This window comes from Cellulomonas sp. URHD0024, assembly GCF_000426185.1.
Classification (GTDB): Bacteria; Actinomycetota; Actinomycetes; order Actinomycetales; family Cellulomonadaceae; genus Cellulomonas.
Genome location: NZ_AUEW01000015.1, coordinates 91,687 through 106,543, shown reverse-complemented (window position 1 = coordinate 106,543; position 14,857 = coordinate 91,687). Strand labels below are relative to the sequence as shown.

Sequence of the window (14,857 nt, the reverse complement as noted above, 5' to 3'; positions counted from 1 at the left end):
ATCATCGCCCGCGACGTGACCTGCACCTTCCCCGGCTGCCGACAACCCGCGACCCGCTGCGACCTGGACCACATCACCCCCTACGACCCATCCCAACCCGCGCACACCCAAACCACCGCCGACAACCTGCACGCCCTGTGCCGCCACCACCACCAAGCCAAGACCAAGAAACACTGGAACGTGCACCGCAACCCCACCACCGGAGTCACCTGGTGGACCAGCGCCGACGGCCTCACCTTCGCCCGCCACCCCACCCCCGCCCAGATCGACTACACCGCCCTCACCACCCACCCACCACCACCACCACGACACAGCGGCACAGCCGAGGACCGACCACCACCCTTCTGACGCAGCTGGCACCCCGCCGATGAACGACGGCGACAACGGTCTACCGACGTGCATCCGCGCGCCTACGGACTGGCGAGCGTCCGCCAGTCCGTAGGGGGAGTGTCAGATGAACGGTGGGCGGGGCCCGGCGTTTCTTAGAGGTTCGAGGGGTTGATGCGCCCCTCGAAGGTGATGGCGAACGCGTTGAGTGCGGCCTTCCATCGGATGACCCATCGTGCCCGGCCCCGGCCTGTGCGGAGGGCGGTCGGACGGTGAGGGCTGTTGGATGGACGGATGGACGTCAGCGACGTACGCAGAGCGGCCCTGGCGCTGCCGGAGGTCAGCGAGCGCTCGAGCTGGGGCCAGCCGGCGTGGTTCCACCGGAACATGGTGGCGCGGATGTGGGACGACGAGCGGCTGACCGTGCGAGTCCAGGACGATGGTGAACGGTTGGCGCTCGTCGAGCAGATGCCCCGGCTGTACTCGACGACCGACCATCACGCAGGAAGCAACCTGGTCCTGATGACGCTTGCGGCCGTCGACGCGGTGTCCCTCGAGGCGCACCTCGCGGAGTCGTGGTGGTGGGCGGCGCCCTCGGTCCTCCGCAAGCGCCACCCGCAGCTCGGCCCGACGGAGCCGGCCTGAGCGAGGCTCCCAGGGCCGCAGCGCTTCGCTGAGTGGCGCTCCGCTCGGTGGAAGGCGCTCACCCGAGCGCCGGCACCGTCTCCGCCGCTGAGGTGCGGGCCGCGAACCGTGGGAGGACCTCCTCGCCGACGCGGTAGGCCTCCTCGACGTGCGGCCAGCCGGACAGGATGAACTCGTCGAACCCGGCGGTGGCCAGCTCGGCGAGCCGATCGGCTACCTCGTCGTGGCTCCCGACGAGCGCGGTGCCGGCGCCCTCGCGGAGCAGGCCGATCCCGGCCCAGAGATTCGGGGCGACCTGCTGGTCGTAGGCGGACCCCAGAGCAGCGAGCCCCTGCGTGAGGCTGGTCATGCGCGCCTGGCCGACCGACTCCATCGTCGTGAACCGCGCTTGTGCCGCGGCGCGCGCCTCGGGGTCCATGCCGGCGAGCAGACGATCCGCCTCGCCCCAAGCCTCGTCGGCGGTGTCGCGGGAGATGACGTGCAGCCGGACACCGAACCGCGGGCTCCGGCCCAGAGCCGCGGCCGCGGCGCGCACCCGCCTCAGGCGCTCGACGAGGTCCGGGAGTGGCTCGCCCCAGGCGAGGTAGACGTCGGCGTGCCGGGCGGCGACCGCCTCGGCGGCCGGGGACGCTCCGCCGAAGTAGACGTCGGGTCGCGGTGCTTGCAGCGACGGGAAGCCACCGTCGGTCAGGGTGTAGTGCGGCCCGTCGTGCGAGAGCCTCGTGGGTCCCCAGAGCCCCGCGAAGACCTGGAGGAACTCCGCGGTCCGCGCGTACCGCTCGTCGTGGCTCAGGGTGTCGCCGTACGCGCGCTGCTCGGCGGGGTCCCCGCCGGTCACGATGTTCACCGCGAGGCGCCCGCCGGACAGTCGCTGGAACGTCGCGGCCTGCTGGGCGGCCAGTGTCGGGAGCAGGAATCCCGGTCGGAAGGCGACGAGGAACCGGAGGCGCTCCGTCACGGACAGCAGCGCAGCGGTGGTGATCCAGGCGTCCTCGCACGCGGCTCCGGTCGGCGTCAGGACGGCGTCGAAACCCGACTGCTCCGCCGCGCGGGCGATCTGGCCGAGGTAGGCGAGCGACGCGGGGCGGGTCAGGACCCGTCGCGCGACTCCGGCAGCGGCGACGACGTTGGCGACGTGCCGGCCGTCACCGTTGGTGGGGAGGAACCAGTGGAAGGAGCTCATGTCGACCTGTCCGAACATCGCGCCGGAGGAGGAGCGCGACGTCGTCGCGTTCGTCTGCCGCCGGCAGGTCCGCCGTGGGAACGAGGCATCCTGGGCACCACCGGCGTGGATGACAAGCGACGGGATCCGTCGTCTCACGGCTCGGATGGCCGCGGACATAGGTTGGGGAGGTGGGCGACACCCAGGAGACGACGGATGACGGCACGACTGCGGGCGACGGCACGACCGTGAGTGACGGCGTGAACCACGCGCGCGAACCGGACTGGGTGCGGCACGCCATCTGGTGGCACGCCTACCCGCTCGGGTTCGTCGGCGCCTACCCGCAGATCGGCGCGACGCCCGACGAGCACCGGTTGCGGCGGATGATCGGCTGGTTCGACCACGTGATCGCGATCGGGGCGTCGGGGGTCGCGCTCGGACCGATCTTCGCCTCGGAGAGCCACGGGTACGACACGGTCGACCACCTCCGGATCGACCCGCGACTCGGCACGGACGAGGACTTTGACGTGCTCGTGGACGAGGCACACAGCCGCGGGCTCAGGGTGCTGCTCGACGGGGTGTTCAACCATGTGGGCCGCTCGTCGCGGATCGCTCGACGGTCGATCGAGGCAGCCGAGGGGCGGACGGACGACGAGGTGTGGCTGAGACGGGTTGAGGGCAGCGGGCCGACCGACTTCGCCAGCTTCGAGGGGCACGGCTCGCTGGTCACGCTCGACCACGAGCACCCGTCGGTCGTCGACTACGTGGTGCGCGTGATGAACCACTGGCTCGACCGTGGTGCGGACGGCTGGCGGCTCGACGCGGCGTACGCGGTGCCGACGAGCTTCTGGGCCCAGGCGCTGCCGCGGGTGCGGGCCGAGCACCCCGACGCGTGGGTCGTTGCGGAGGTCATCCACGGCGACTACGCCGAGTTCGTCAACGAGTCGGGCGTCGACTCCCTCACGCAGTACGAGCTCTGGAAGGCGATCTGGAGCTCGATCGAGGACGCCAACCTCTGGGAGCTGGCGTGGTCGCTGCAGCGGCACGACGAGTTCCTGGACACGTTCGTGCCGATGACGTTCGTCGGGAACCACGACGTGACGCGCATCGCGAGCAAGATCACCGACCCGCGCCACGTGGCACACGCGTTCGTCGTCCTGTTCACGGTAGGTGGGACCCCCTCGCTGTACGCGGGCGACGAGCTGGGCTACACGGGCGTCAAGGAGGACCGCATCGGCGGTGACGACGCGGTCCGGCCGGAGTTCGCCGCCCAGGGGCCGGGAGCGGACGGGTCGGGACCAGACGGACCGGGAGCAGACGGACCTGAAGCGGACGGGTCGGCGGCGGACGGGTCGACGGCGGACGAGCGACGCGAGCGTGCGGCCACGATCCTGCGGCTGCACCAGGACCTGGTCGGGCTCAGGCGTCGGCACCCGTGGTTGCACGGGGCGCGGACGTCGCAGGTCGAGCTGGCCAACGAGAGGTTCGTCTACGAGGTCCGGTCGGTCGAGGACCCGAGCGAGGCGCTCGTCGTCGTCCTGAACATCGGCGACGACGAGGTCGCGCTCCCCGCGGGTGAGGTGCTGCTCGCGAGCACGCAGTCAGGAGCGGTCTCGCCGCACGGCTGGGCGATCGTCGCGCGCTGAGGCGGACCGTCGTCGAAGGTGTCGTCGCGAGGCCACAGGAGTGGGGTGGCGCACCGGCTCTCCCGGTGTCGGTGCGCCACCCGTTTCAGGGTGGATCGAGGGAGACGTGAGGTGTGACGGGACAGGGGCCGCGACCGGCTGTCCCGTCACCCGGAGATCACCAGGCCGACGGTGCCGGCGGCACGACGACCGGCGGGCGGTCGTCGCAGGTGATGGTGTTGGGCAGCTCCCAGGACGCGAACCACGGGCCGGTGGTGCCGCCGCCGTCGTTGCCGCCACCGTCGATCGCCGACCACTCGGAACCGGCCGGCGTGAAGTGGAACGTCCCGCAGTTGTTGATGCCGACGGCACCGACGTTGCGGGCGTCCACGTTGGTGAACGAAGCCGAGCCGGCCGCACGGGCGCTGACCACGGACGTCCCGGTGCCGTCGACGTGGATGTCGCGGAAGTGGACGTTGGTGATCGAGTAGAGGTCCTTCACCGGCCAGTCGGCGACGAGCATGATCGCGTTGTAGGTGTTGTCGAGGAAGTTGTCCCCGACCACCTGGACGTCCGCGTCGATGTTCTTCTCGAGCGCGTAGAACCAGATGGCACCCAGGCCGATGTTCCAGTTCAGCTCGTACGTGCCCGACCGGACCGTGGTGTTGTCGGTGATCCACAGGTGCCCGGTGAACGCCTCGGCGCCGAACCGCGACCCGACGTGGATGGCTGAACCCTCGCGCAGCGGGTCGGCGATCAGGTTGTTGGACACCGTGTTGTCGGTGCCGCCGTAGATCGCGATGCCGTTGGCGAGCGTCGGGGTCTGGATGGTGTTGTGGTCGAACGTGTTGCCCGCGTCGGCGGTGTGCTCGGACCACATGGCCAGGCCGTCGTCGCCGGTGTTCCGGATGAAGTTGTCCTTCACGACCGAGCCGGTGACGCCCGTGTGGAAGTTCAGGCCGTCGGCGATCTGGTCGACGATCACGTTGTTGGTGATCGTGAGGTTGTTCATCGGGCCGTCGAGCCAGATGCCGACCTTGGTGTGCTGGATGTAGAGGCCGTCGATCGTCGAGTCGCTGAGCGCCCCCCCGATGCCGTTGACCTGGTCGGTGTCGATGCGCTCACGCACGTCACCACGGATGGTGAACCCGGCCAGGTGCACGTTGTGGCTGCCACCGACGGACGCGTCCTTGCCGTAGAAGCCGACACCGAGGTGCACGGAGTTGTCGGGCGCGGGCGTCGCGAGCGCGACCTCCTTGCCCCGGATGATCGTGTACCAGCTGCCGGCGCCCTGGATGGTGACGTCGTCGACGACGATGTGCCGGTTGACCTGGAAGACGCCCGGGGGCACGTACACGGGCAGGTGCGCCTTCTTGGCGAACGCGATCGCCTTGTCGAACGCGTCGGCCGAGTCACGGCGGCCGAACGGGTCGGCGCCGAAGAGCAGCACGTTCGCGGCCTTGAGCTTGACCACCGGTAGGCCGACCTGCTCCGAGTCGAGCAGGTCGATGACGGTCCAGGCCACGCCGGCCGGCGCGGTCAGACGGACGACCGAGCCCGCTGCGTACGTCTTGCCGAGCAGCACACGCTGCTCGTCGTAGAAGTGCATGGGACGGAACGGCGTCGTGATGGTCGGCGTCGGGGTGGTCGCGGCCGGCACACACGCGCACTCCGTGATCCACCAGTCGGCGTGCAGCAGGCCCGCGTTCGGGTCGTTGGAGAACGGGTACTGGTTGTAGAGGTACGAGTACTGCGACGTCAGGTCGGCGGTCCCCGCCTTCTTGCCGTTCACCGAGATCGGCAGGGACGCCGTCAGGCCGCCGCCGGTGGGGGCGTCCGGCAGGGCGTACCGCACGGTCACGGCGTTGGCGGCCTTGGGCAGCGTGAAGTCGACGTACTGCCCGGGAGCGAGCTCGACGGCCTGGCGACCGGACGCCTCGGCGGGGAGCGAGTACGCATTCCGGTCAGGGCCGATCAGGGTGCCGTTGGTGGTGGCGTTCTCGGCCTCCTGCTCGACGAACGCAACGGCGGCGCCGCGCCCCGCGACGAGGGACGGGTCCAGCGCGGCGCGGGTGACGGGGGTCGGCGTCGGGGGCGTGGGCGGGGCGGGGTGGGCGGACGCTGCACTCGCCGGGACGACGAGCGCGAGGACGAGTGCGGTGAGCAGAGCGGGGACTGCGGACACAGATCGACGAACGGGGTTCCTCACGGGAGCGCCTCCTTGCGCAGCCGGGGCGGCGCCGGGGGTGCCCGCGCCGCATGTCGGAACACACCGTAGGTACTGGACAAATGGTATGACAAGACCGAATGACACATTGCAAGAACTTACGTACTTGCTGCAAGTTCTATGCATCGAGATGGGTGACCTGCGGCCAGGCCTTGTCCCACGTCCCGGCCGGCGCCGCGCAGACCTGGACCGTGCGCCCCTGCTCCTCGTTGTCCACGTCGACACCGTTGTCGACGTGCGCGACCACCCGGCAACCGACCGCCCACGGCGGCGCCTCGTCGTACCCCACCAGCACGAACGGACCGTCGGAGCCTGCCGGTGGACCCCAGGCCGCGAAGCCGTTGTGCCCGCTGTAGACAGGCACGCCGACGCCGTACCACTCGAGCGCACCGGCCTCGCCGTAGTTCTGCGCGACCACGAGACCGGCGCCCGACGACGACACCGCGGACTGCACCGTCGCGACGAAGGCGGGCCAGCCGATCGTCTCCGCCTCGTCCTCGTTGATGTCGGAGTAGAACGACTGCCCGAACGCCCGTTCCGGCAGGATCGGAAGCCCGGCGGGCCACACGAGCAGACCACTGAGTCCAATGGCCGCACCGGTCAGCACGACGGCTCGGGTGCTCCACCGCTCGACCAGCCCGCACGCACCTGCGGCGACGAGCACCGGCACCGCGCCGACGACGTAGTAGGCCTTCCCCCCGGTCAGGAAGAACACCACCACCATGAACGTGAAGGCCCACGCGAGCGGGCGGGCGCGCACCAGGGACGGCACGCGGAACAGCCGCACGAGGCCGTAGATCCACACCGGCGCGGTCAGCGGGCTGAACTGCACGATCAGGAGCCCCAGGAAGTTCAGTCGCTCGCCGAGCACGCCGTACTCCGAGCGGATGTCCGCGGCGAGCGTCAGCTGCGGCCACCCGTGCAGCGCCTGCCACGCGAGGTTGGGCACCCACAGCACCAGCGCGATCGCCACGCCGCCCCAGGCCCAGGGCGACCGCAGGTGGTGACGCACGGCGGGCGTGAGCGCGACACCCACGACGATCCCGGCGAGCAGGAACACCGCCAGGTGCTTGTCCTCGAGCGCGATCCCCGTGAGCAGGCCGACCAGGAGCCAGCCGCGCGGGCGGTCGCGCGAGAGGGTCCACAGGGTCGCGTACACGATGGCGACCCAGAACAGGGTGTCGACCGTCGCCGTCGTCAGCATGTGGCCCAGCACGACGGTGACCACCCCGGTGCCCGTGGCGACCATCGTCAGGATCTGCGCCGCAGTTCCCCCGCCCACCTCCCGCGCGGTGAGGGCCGACAGGACCAGGACCCCCGCCATGGCCAGCGCCGAGGGAAGGTGCAGCGCGACGAGCGAACCGGGCGCCACCACGTCGGCGAGGTGTGCGAGGAGCGGCGTCAGCGACGGCTGGTCCGGGTAGCCCCAGGCGAGGTGGCGACCGGCGGCCACGAAGTAGAGCTCGTCGCGATGTGGGCCGTACCGGGCCGAGAACGCGACGAGGACCACGAGCAACCCGCCCGCGGAGATCAGCACCCAGGGCCAGGCGACGGGCGGCAGCACGTCCCGACGCCGACCAGCGTCGGTCGCGACCACACCAGGAGCGTAGCGAGCCAGGGCGGGAAAGGGACATACCGGATACCGTCGGCTCGGGGACTGAGCACGAGGAGTGGGCTCGGGGACTGAGCACGACAAGTGGCCTGGAGGGCACCCATGAGCACACGCCCGCACGTCGTGGTGGTCGGCAGCGGCTTCGCCGGCTTCTTCGCGGCCCGGACCCTCGAACGCCTGGTCCCGCCCGGGGCGGCCGACCTCACGATCGTCAGCGCCACCGACCATCTCTGCTACTCGCCGCTGCTTCCCGAGGTCGCGGCCGGGCGCCTGGACCCTCGTCGGATCGCGATCCCGCTGCACTCGGCCCTCAGACGGTCGCGGATCGTGCAGGGCCTGGTCGAGCAGGTGGACACCACCGAGCGCACGCTCGACGTCGCCTGCGACCTCGCGGACCCGTTGGTCCTGCGCTGGGACCGGCTGGCGATGACGGTCGGGTCGGTGACCCGCAAGCTGCCCACGCCCGGCATGGAGGAGTACGCGCTGGGCCTCAAGACGCTCGTGCAGGCGGTCTACATCCGCGACCACGTGCTTCGTCAGATGGAGATCGCCGACGCCACGAGCGACCTGGGTGAGCGGCGCGCGCGGCTCACGTTCGTGGTGGTCGGGGCGGGGTACGCGGGCACGGAGACGGCCGCGCAGCTGCAGGTCATGACGACCGCGCAGCTCGACCGGTTCCCGCGGCTGCGCACCGAGGACCTCACCTGGCTGCTGGTCGACGTGGCACCCGCGGTGCTGCCCGAGCTGGGTCCGCGCCTCGGTGAGTTCGCGCTGGACGAGATCCGGGCGCGCGGCATGCAGGTGCGGCTCAGCACGTCGGTCAGCGAGATCGCGCCCGATCACGTCGTGCTCTCCGGCGGGGAGACGATCCCCTGCCACACGGTGCTCTGGACCGCAGGGGTCACGCCTCCCCCGCTCGTCGGCTCGCTCGGGGACGCGGTCGAACGCGGTCGGCTCGTCGTCGACGCGGAGCTCAAGGTTCCGGGGGAACCCGGCGTGTGGGCCGCGGGCGACTCGGCGTCGGCACCGGACCCGTACGACCAGCAGCACCGCGCCTACCCGCCGACCGCGCAGCACGCCCAGCGGATGGGCGTGGTCCTCGCGCACAACATCGCTGCCAGCCTCGGGCACGGGGAGCCGGTCGAGTACCGGCACCACGACCTCGGGCTCGTGGCCGACCTCGGACGGCGCAGCGCGGTCGCGCGTCCCCTCGGCGTGCCGCTGACCGGGTTGCCCGCGAAGGTCGTCGCGAAGGCCTATCACCTGTACGCGGTCCCCTCGATGGCCAACCGCGCGCGCATCGCTGCCGACTGGGCGCTCAACCTGGTCAGCCGCCCGGTCCCGGCGCAGCTCGGGCTGGTCCAGCCGGGCCAGGCCCGGTTCGCCGCCGCCGAGCACACGGCCGGACAGTGACGTAGCGCTCAGCCGAGGCGCATGAGCCCCTCGGGGCCGTCCGTGCCCTGCGCCGATCCGAGCAGCGCGTCGCCGACGCCGTAGACGTAGTCGACGCCCTCGGGCAGCGGCGTCCTCCACCCCTGCTCGCCGGTCGTCGGGTCGAGCGCGACGAGGTCGATGTGGCTGGCGTCGTCGACCTTCGTGGCCGTGACGAGCACGTGGTGCGCGTCCATCATCGGATAGCTGAACTGCCAGCCCTTGGGCGCGTCGACGGACCACAGCTGCTCACCAGAACGCGCGTCGACTGCGGCCAGCCCCGTGATCGTCGCCACGACGACCCGTCCGCGGGCCACGAGCGCCACAGAGAACCCCGCGATCGGGATGTGCGTCTTCCACCGGACGCTGCCGGTCTCGACGTCCACCCCGTGCAGAACTCCCCCGCCGACCACGTCACCCTGGACGGACCTGTCCGCCCCGAAGAGGAGGAGACCCCGCGCGCTGCCGTCGTCGACCGCCGTGAGGATCGGGGCGCCGTCGTAGGTGAACGACGGCTTGTCACCGCCCAGCACTCTGGTCACGGAGAGCCCCGACCCCAGATAGGTGTCCTGGAGCAGTCGGCCGCTGCTGGGCTCGCCGGTGACCGACCCACCCGCGACCGGGCCGTGGGTCCGGTCGACTGCGAGCTCCTCCTCGTAGACCCGTGCGCCCGTCGCGTCGAAGAGCATGGTCGCCCGGTCCCGCTGGTCGAGCCCGACGTAGTCGCCCACCTTGCTGAGGCGCGGCGGGACCAAGGTCTGGTCCATGTCCAGCCCTCGCGTGAGCGCCGGAGTGCGCGCGGTCCACCGCGGGTCGCCCGTGAGCAGGTCACGCGCGTCGATGTCGACCGAGCCGTCGGGCGGAGCCTGGTCGGTGGCCGCGTAGGACGCGAGGACGGCGACCCCGTCGAGGACGACCAGCGAGGCTCCGGTCGCATCCCACCGGGCGACCTTCCGGCCGTCCGCGGTGTCGACGACCTGGACGAAGGTCGTCGTGGCGGGAAACTCCTGGAGATCGTCGCCGTACCGGGTGAACCCGTCGCTGACCAGGCAGGCGATCTGCGCCGGATCGGCGCCGTCGGTCGTCGGGACGCACGCGGGCGCCGACACACCAGACGCCGACTGCGACCTCGTTCGGGCCGGATCAGGTCCGTAGAGCTCGGTCGACCAGCGCACCGTGCCCGTCGCCAGGTCGGTCGCGACGAGCACCTGTGAGCCGTCTTCCGCGGTCATCGGACCGATCATCACCCCGTCGACGACCGCTGCGACCTCCAACCTGTCCAGCGAGTCCGACTGCCACCTGATCGGCAACCCGTCGCCGATCGGCGCGAGCACCCCCGGCACGGCGGCCAGCCGGGCGACGGCGGCACGCTCGCGCGCGTCCGCCACGACCTGGAACCCGACGACGCCCAGCACCGTGACGACCGCGGCGCCGCCCACCCACCAGCGGCCTCTCCGGCGCGACGGTCGAGGTGGCGCGCCGTCGACCTCGGAACGACCGTCGTCCAGGTCGACCTCCTGCATGCCCCCGCGTGCCATGCCCGGGAATCTAGCCCAGAACCGCCACACCATCCGGCCTCAGGCCGAGAAGCACCCGTCCGGCGCCGGCGGTGGAGTGGATGCCGTCGGGAAGTGGTTCCGACCAGACCGGGAGGCCGTCGTCGAGACCCAACGCCAGGAGCACGGAGCGGTCCGGGCCGGCGACGGGCTCGTCCGCGACGAGCACCCCGTGGCCGTCCGTGGCCAGCGCCCCCGGGACGTGGCCGGCGGTCACCGCCGAGCGCCACAGGAGCGCACCGGTACGTCCGTCGAGGGCGACGATCCCGGCCATCGTCGGGAAGTAGATGCGGCCGCGCACGACGAGAGCCGATCCCGAGGCGACCTCGTCGGAGATCCACCGGTGCACACCGGTCCGGGCATCCCAGGCGCGCACCGAGGTGTCGGAGGTGAGCACGAGCTCGGGCACGCTCCCGTCGTCGACCGTGACGTCGAGATATGTGCCCGGGACGTCGACGTCGCGGCGCCCGGCGCGCAGGATCGTCGAGCGGACCTCACCGCCCTTCGTGGTGCGCAGGAGCGCCAGGACTCCTGAGACCTCGTCGTAGCGGTAGCCCTCGACCGCCGGCCGCGGAGTGCGCACGACGTGCCCCGCGGCGTCGAGCAGTGCGACGGACCAGCCAGGGTTCGACACGCCGACCAGGTCGCCGGCGCCGAACACCTGGACCGCCGACAAGAACGCGGCCTCGCTCAGGTCGACGCCGGCGCGCATGGGCCTGTAGCGCCAGCGTTCCACGCCCGTGAGGAGGTCCTGAGCCGTGACCGACCCCGGCGCGCTCAGCACCGCCAGCCCGGGCACGACGGCCATGGAGGTGACCCCCGGGGCCGGGCGGTCGGCGGCCGTCCGGCCGTCGCGCGTGTCGAGGACGACGACGCGGGTGGTCCTCGGGGGCACCACGGCCGGCCTGAGCGCCTCGTCGAAGTGGCGGAAGCCGTCGTTGACCAGGCAGGCGACCTGGTGCGCGCCCGCCGGCTCGCACGGGTTGACCCGCCGGTCGAGGGACGCCGCGCGGGCCGGGTTCGGGCCGAAGATCGACGTCGCCCACCGCATGTCACCGGTCCGCTCCTCGAGGGCCACGACCGACTGCGACCCGTCGTCCGCGACGCTGAGCCCCACGAACGCGCCGTCGGCCACGATGCCCTTGCGCACCACGTTCGCCAGGGCGACCGGCGGACGCCAGCGGACCCGCACGTCAGGGCCGACAGGTTCCACGACGCCCGGTACGGCCGCGAACCGGGCGACGGCCGCCCGCTCCCTCGCGTCGAGCACCGCCTGGGTGCCGACGAGGGCCGCGACGGCGACCAGTGCGACGACCCCGAACCCCCACCAGCTGAGGCGGAGGCGCGGCGCTTCGTCGACGGGCACGACCGCCGGCGCGTCGAGGAGCTCGACGGTCTGCAGGTGGCTCCGGTGCCCCATGGTCGGAGGCTAACCCGCCGCACCGCGCACGGGCGCGCGCAGAACGCACCGAAGCCCGGCCACGGGAGAGGAGTGGCCGGGCTTCGGCGGTGCGAGGGGCTACTTCAGCCCGTTGGAGACCGCGGTGATCAGCTCACCGCCGCCTGTGTCACCCGAGAGCTCCCAGAAGAAGCTGCCGCCGAGGCCCTTGCTCTTGGCCCACGACATCTTCCCCGCGATCGTGCTGGGCGTGTCGTAGCTCCACCACTCGGAGCCGCACTTGGCGTACGCCGTGCCCCCGACGGTCCCCGTCGCCGGGCACTTCGTCTTGAGGACCTTGTAGTCCTCGATGCCCTGCTCGTAGGTGCCCGACGCCGCGCCGGTCGCCGAACCACCCGGCGCCGACTGCGTGACACCGCTCCAGCCGCGGCCGTAGAAGCCGATGCCGAGGAGGATCTTGCTGGCCGGCACACCCTTGCCGATGAGCTTGTTGACCGCGTCCTCGGAGTCGAAGCCCGCGGTCGGGATGCCCGGGTACGAGGTCAGCGGCGAGTGCGGTGCCGTCGGCCCGCTCGGGGCGAACGCGCCGAAGTAGTCGTAGGTCATCGGCTGGATCCAGTCGAGCTTCTGCGCACCGGACGCGTAGTCGGCGAGGTCGATCTTGCCGCCGTTGCTGCCGTCGGCCGTGATCGCGGCGGTGACCAGCTTGCTGCTGCCGAACGTGGTGCGCAGCGCGCTGACGACGGTGTTGAACGCAGCCGGTCCGCTCGAGTCGCACTGCAGACCGCACGCGTTCGGGTACTCCCAGTCGACGTCGATGCCGTCGAACACCCCGGCCCATCGCGGGTCGTTGACCAGGTTGTAGCAGGAGCTGGCGAACGCCGTCGGGTTGGCCGCGGCCTGTGTGAAGCCCGCCGACCAGGTCCAGCCGCCGAACGACCAGAGGACCTTGAGGCCCGGGTGCTTGGCCTTGAGCTTCTTGAGCTGGTTGAAGCTGCCCGCCAGCGGCTGGTCCCACGTGTCGGCCACGCCGTCCACACTCTGGTCGGCGGTGTACGTCTGCTGGTAGTCGGCGTAGGCGTCCCCGACCGAGCACTGGCCGTTCGTCGTGTTGCCGAACGCGTAGAGGATCGCGGTCAGCTTGGCGGCCGAACCACTCGTCTCGATGTTCTTGACGCGGTAGTTGCGGGCGTACACGCCCCACTCGGCGAAGTACCCGACGACCTTCTTGCCGCCCGGAGGCGGCGGCGTGGTCTGCGTGGGAGTCGGGGTGGGAGTCGGGGTCGGCGTGGTCGTGGGCGTGGTCGTGGGCGTGGTGGTCGGCGTGCCCGTGCCGCCCGAGCTGCACGACGCTCCGTTCAGGCTGCAGGTGGCGGGCGTCTTGAACGGGCCGGTCGCGACGTAGCCCCAGGTGATCGAGGCGCCAGGTGCCAGCGTGGGCGCCCAGCTCTTGTTCACGGCCTTGTAGTGGTTGCCGGTGCGCGTGACGTCCGCGTCCCACGAGCTCGTGATCGCGTCGCCGGCCGGCAGGTCGAACTCGAGGGTCCAGCCGTTGACGGTCGCGGAGGTGCCGTTGGTGAGCGTCACGCCGACCTGGTGACCGGTGCCCCAGTCGCCCTGGGAGACGAACGCCGCGGAGAAGGTGCCCGCGGCAGTGGCCGGCTGGGCGGCGACCAGGACGGCCGCGACGAGGGTGGTGGCCGCGGCGAGCGCGACGGCCACGAGCGCGGGACGCCGTCGTCCGCTGCCGGAGCCGAAGCCCTCGCCGCTGCGAGGAGATGCCGTACGTCGGGTGGATGCCATTGAGCGTGTCCCCTGTCCATCGTCGTTGCGTGGAATATGTAAGGCATACGTACAAATGGTTCGCATCGGACGCTAACGGCCTTCACCCGCTCTCCGCAACGATTCGCGCGGCCCTCGGGTGGTGGCACCTGTCGGGACACAATTCCGAGGGGTGGGGCACAGGCGGGACGTTCGCCGGCGGGAAAGCGGTGACCGTGGGGCGATACGTGGTGGTTCGTGCCGATTGGTCTGCGCCTACCGGGCGAACTTGCGCGTGTCGGCGCGAATCGGCCGCGGTCCCGTCGAAAGATGGAGGTGTTACGCAAGACGAGGGAGCCGACATGACGGTCACCGACGTGCAGCTCCGGGTGGACCCGGAGGTCGAACGGCAGGTGCGTGCGGAGCACGCGAGCGCGACCTGGTTCGAGCTGGCCAGCGCGACTGCCAAGGCGCACCGCGAGTACGACGCGGTCCGGCGCCAGCACGACGACGACGCCACGGCCAGTGCCCGAGGTCGGCTGCACGTGCTCGAGGTCATGCTCGACGAGGAGACCCAGAGGCTGCACCCGCACGCGTGAGGCGCTGCTTGACGCTCTAATAGGGCGATGGTCTCGAACAGCGCCGGCATCCTGCTGTTCCGACGAACCTCGGACGCCGGCATCGAGGTCCTCCTCGGCCACATGGGCGGACCGTTCTGGGCGCGCAAGGACGCAGGCGCGTGGACGATCCCGAAGGGTGAGCCGTCTCCGGGCGAGGACCCCTACGCGGCGGCGCTGCGCGAGTTCGAGGAGGAGCTGGGCTCAGCGCCACCCGCGACCGACTCCCCTGACCTCGACCTCGGCACCGTCCGGCAGAAGTCCGGCAAGCTCGTCACCGCGTGGGCCCGGGAGGGGGATCTCGACCCGGCGCTCGCCGTCAGCAACACGGTCGAGATCGAGTGGCCGCCGCGGTCGGGACGCCTGATCGAGATTCCCGAGATCGACCGTGTGGGGTGGTTCGACGCCTCCCGGGCCGCCGAGCTCGTCGTGGCCGGGCAGGGCGAGCTGATCGAACGGCTTGTCGCGCTCGTCGCCGGGCAGCGTTGACGACCG

12 protein-coding genes are annotated in these 14,857 nt (G+C 71.4%); 6 read left to right on the top strand and 6 right to left on the bottom strand.

Annotated elements, in window-relative coordinates; all coding sequences use genetic code 11:
* Together I847_RS26850 and I847_RS0115580 are read left to right on the top strand one after the other, a co-directional pair.
* Window positions 1-348 (top strand): HNH endonuclease signature motif containing protein (locus I847_RS26850; protein WP_028050431.1); only part of this gene is annotated, 348 nt, incomplete at its 5' end.
* Window positions 349-621: 273 nt separating this feature from the next.
* On the top strand, window positions 622-972 hold the full coding sequence (locus I847_RS0115580; protein WP_034610559.1) for an MmcQ/YjbR family DNA-binding protein: 351 nt from the start codon (window positions 622-624) through the stop codon (window positions 970-972).
* A gap of 58 nt (window positions 973-1,030) precedes the next feature.
* Here the strand turns inward: I847_RS0115580 and I847_RS0115575 are convergent, their stop codons facing one another.
* Window positions 1,031-2,155 carry an LLM class flavin-dependent oxidoreductase gene (locus I847_RS0115575; RefSeq protein WP_028050429.1) on the bottom strand — a complete coding sequence of 375 codons (1,125 nt, stop codon included), beginning with the start codon at window positions 2,153-2,155 and terminating at the stop codon, window positions 1,031-1,033.
* Between the two features lie 170 nt (window positions 2,156-2,325).
* Here I847_RS0115575 and I847_RS0115570 point away from each other — a divergent pair, with 170 nt between their 5' ends.
* Complete coding sequence (locus tag I847_RS0115570) at window positions 2,326-3,780, top strand: alpha-amylase family glycosyl hydrolase (protein ID WP_231384243.1); 1,455 nt, start codon at window positions 2,326-2,328, stop codon at window positions 3,778-3,780.
* A 157-nt stretch (window positions 3,781-3,937) separates the two neighbouring features.
* Here I847_RS0115570 and I847_RS0115565 read toward each other — a convergent pair whose 3' ends face one another.
* Both I847_RS0115565 and I847_RS24110 read right to left on the bottom strand, forming a co-directional pair.
* Window positions 3,938-5,944, bottom strand: coding sequence for a glycosyl hydrolase family 28-related protein (locus tag I847_RS0115565; protein WP_051274968.1), 2,007 nt, complete (start codon window positions 5,942-5,944; stop codon window positions 3,938-3,940).
* Window positions 5,945-6,104: 160 nt separating this feature from the next.
* Complete coding sequence (locus I847_RS24110) at window positions 6,105-7,583, bottom strand: glycosyltransferase family 39 protein (protein ID WP_051274967.1); 1,479 nt, start codon at window positions 7,581-7,583, stop codon at window positions 6,105-6,107.
* Between the two features lie 117 nt (window positions 7,584-7,700).
* Here I847_RS24110 and I847_RS0115555 point away from each other — a divergent pair, with 117 nt between their 5' ends.
* Window positions 7,701-9,011: an NAD(P)/FAD-dependent oxidoreductase gene (locus I847_RS0115555; protein WP_028050426.1), complete on the top strand. Its 1,311-nt coding sequence runs from the start codon at window positions 7,701-7,703 to the stop codon at window positions 9,009-9,011.
* An 8-nt stretch (window positions 9,012-9,019) separates the two neighbouring features.
* Here I847_RS0115555 and I847_RS0115550 read toward each other — a convergent pair whose 3' ends face one another.
* The 3 genes from I847_RS0115550 to I847_RS0115540 all read right to left on the bottom strand — a co-directional run bounded on the left by I847_RS0115550 (window position 9,020) and on the right by I847_RS0115540 (window position 13,787).
* On the bottom strand, window positions 9,020-10,567 hold the full coding sequence (locus I847_RS0115550) for a PQQ-binding-like beta-propeller repeat protein (RefSeq protein WP_028050425.1): 1,548 nt from the start codon (window positions 10,565-10,567) through the stop codon (window positions 9,020-9,022).
* A 10-nt stretch (window positions 10,568-10,577) separates the two neighbouring features.
* On the bottom strand, window positions 10,578-12,005 hold the full coding sequence (locus I847_RS0115545; protein ID WP_028050424.1) for a PQQ-binding-like beta-propeller repeat protein: 1,428 nt from the start codon (window positions 12,003-12,005) through the stop codon (window positions 10,578-10,580).
* A gap of 99 nt (window positions 12,006-12,104) precedes the next feature.
* Window positions 12,105-13,787 carry a glycosyl hydrolase family 18 protein gene (locus tag I847_RS0115540; RefSeq protein ID WP_081681009.1) on the bottom strand — a complete coding sequence of 561 codons (1,683 nt, stop codon included), beginning with the start codon at window positions 13,785-13,787 and terminating at the stop codon, window positions 12,105-12,107.
* A gap of 320 nt (window positions 13,788-14,107) precedes the next feature.
* Here I847_RS0115540 and I847_RS0115535 point away from each other — a divergent pair, with 320 nt between their 5' ends.
* A complete protein-coding gene (locus I847_RS0115535; RefSeq protein WP_028050422.1) occupies window positions 14,108-14,344 on the top strand; it encodes a hypothetical protein in 237 nt (78 codons plus the stop codon).
* 27 nt (window positions 14,345-14,371) lie between these two features.
* Window positions 14,372-14,851 (top strand): NUDIX domain-containing protein, encoded by a 480-nt coding sequence (locus I847_RS0115530; protein WP_028050421.1) that lies wholly within the window; start codon window positions 14,372-14,374, stop codon window positions 14,849-14,851.
* The last annotated feature ends 6 nt before the right edge of the window (window positions 14,852-14,857 follow it).

Excerpts from the sequence above, each read along its gene's own strand:
- I847_RS0115580 (WP_034610559.1), top strand. The coding sequence starts at position 622 with ATGGACGTCAGCGACGTACGCAGAGCGGCCCTGGCGCTGCCGGAGGTC.
- I847_RS0115575 (WP_028050429.1), bottom strand. The coding sequence starts at position 2,155 with ATGAGCTCCTTCCACTGGTTCCTCCCCACCAACGGTGACGGCCGGCAC.
- I847_RS0115555 (WP_028050426.1), top strand. The coding sequence starts at position 7,701 with ATGAGCACACGCCCGCACGTCGTGGTGGTCGGCAGCGGCTTCGCCGGC.
- I847_RS0115550 (WP_028050425.1), bottom strand. The coding sequence starts at position 10,567 with ATGGCACGCGGGGGCATGCAGGAGGTCGACCTGGACGACGGTCGTTCC.
- I847_RS0115545 (WP_028050424.1), bottom strand. The coding sequence starts at position 12,005 with ATGGGGCACCGGAGCCACCTGCAGACCGTCGAGCTCCTCGACGCGCCG.
- I847_RS0115540 (WP_081681009.1), bottom strand. The coding sequence starts at position 13,787 with ATGGCATCCACCCGACGTACGGCATCTCCTCGCAGCGGCGAGGGCTTC.
- I847_RS0115535 (WP_028050422.1), top strand. The coding sequence starts at position 14,108 with ATGACGGTCACCGACGTGCAGCTCCGGGTGGACCCGGAGGTCGAACGG.
- I847_RS0115530 (WP_028050421.1), top strand. The coding sequence starts at position 14,372 with ATGGTCTCGAACAGCGCCGGCATCCTGCTGTTCCGACGAACCTCGGAC.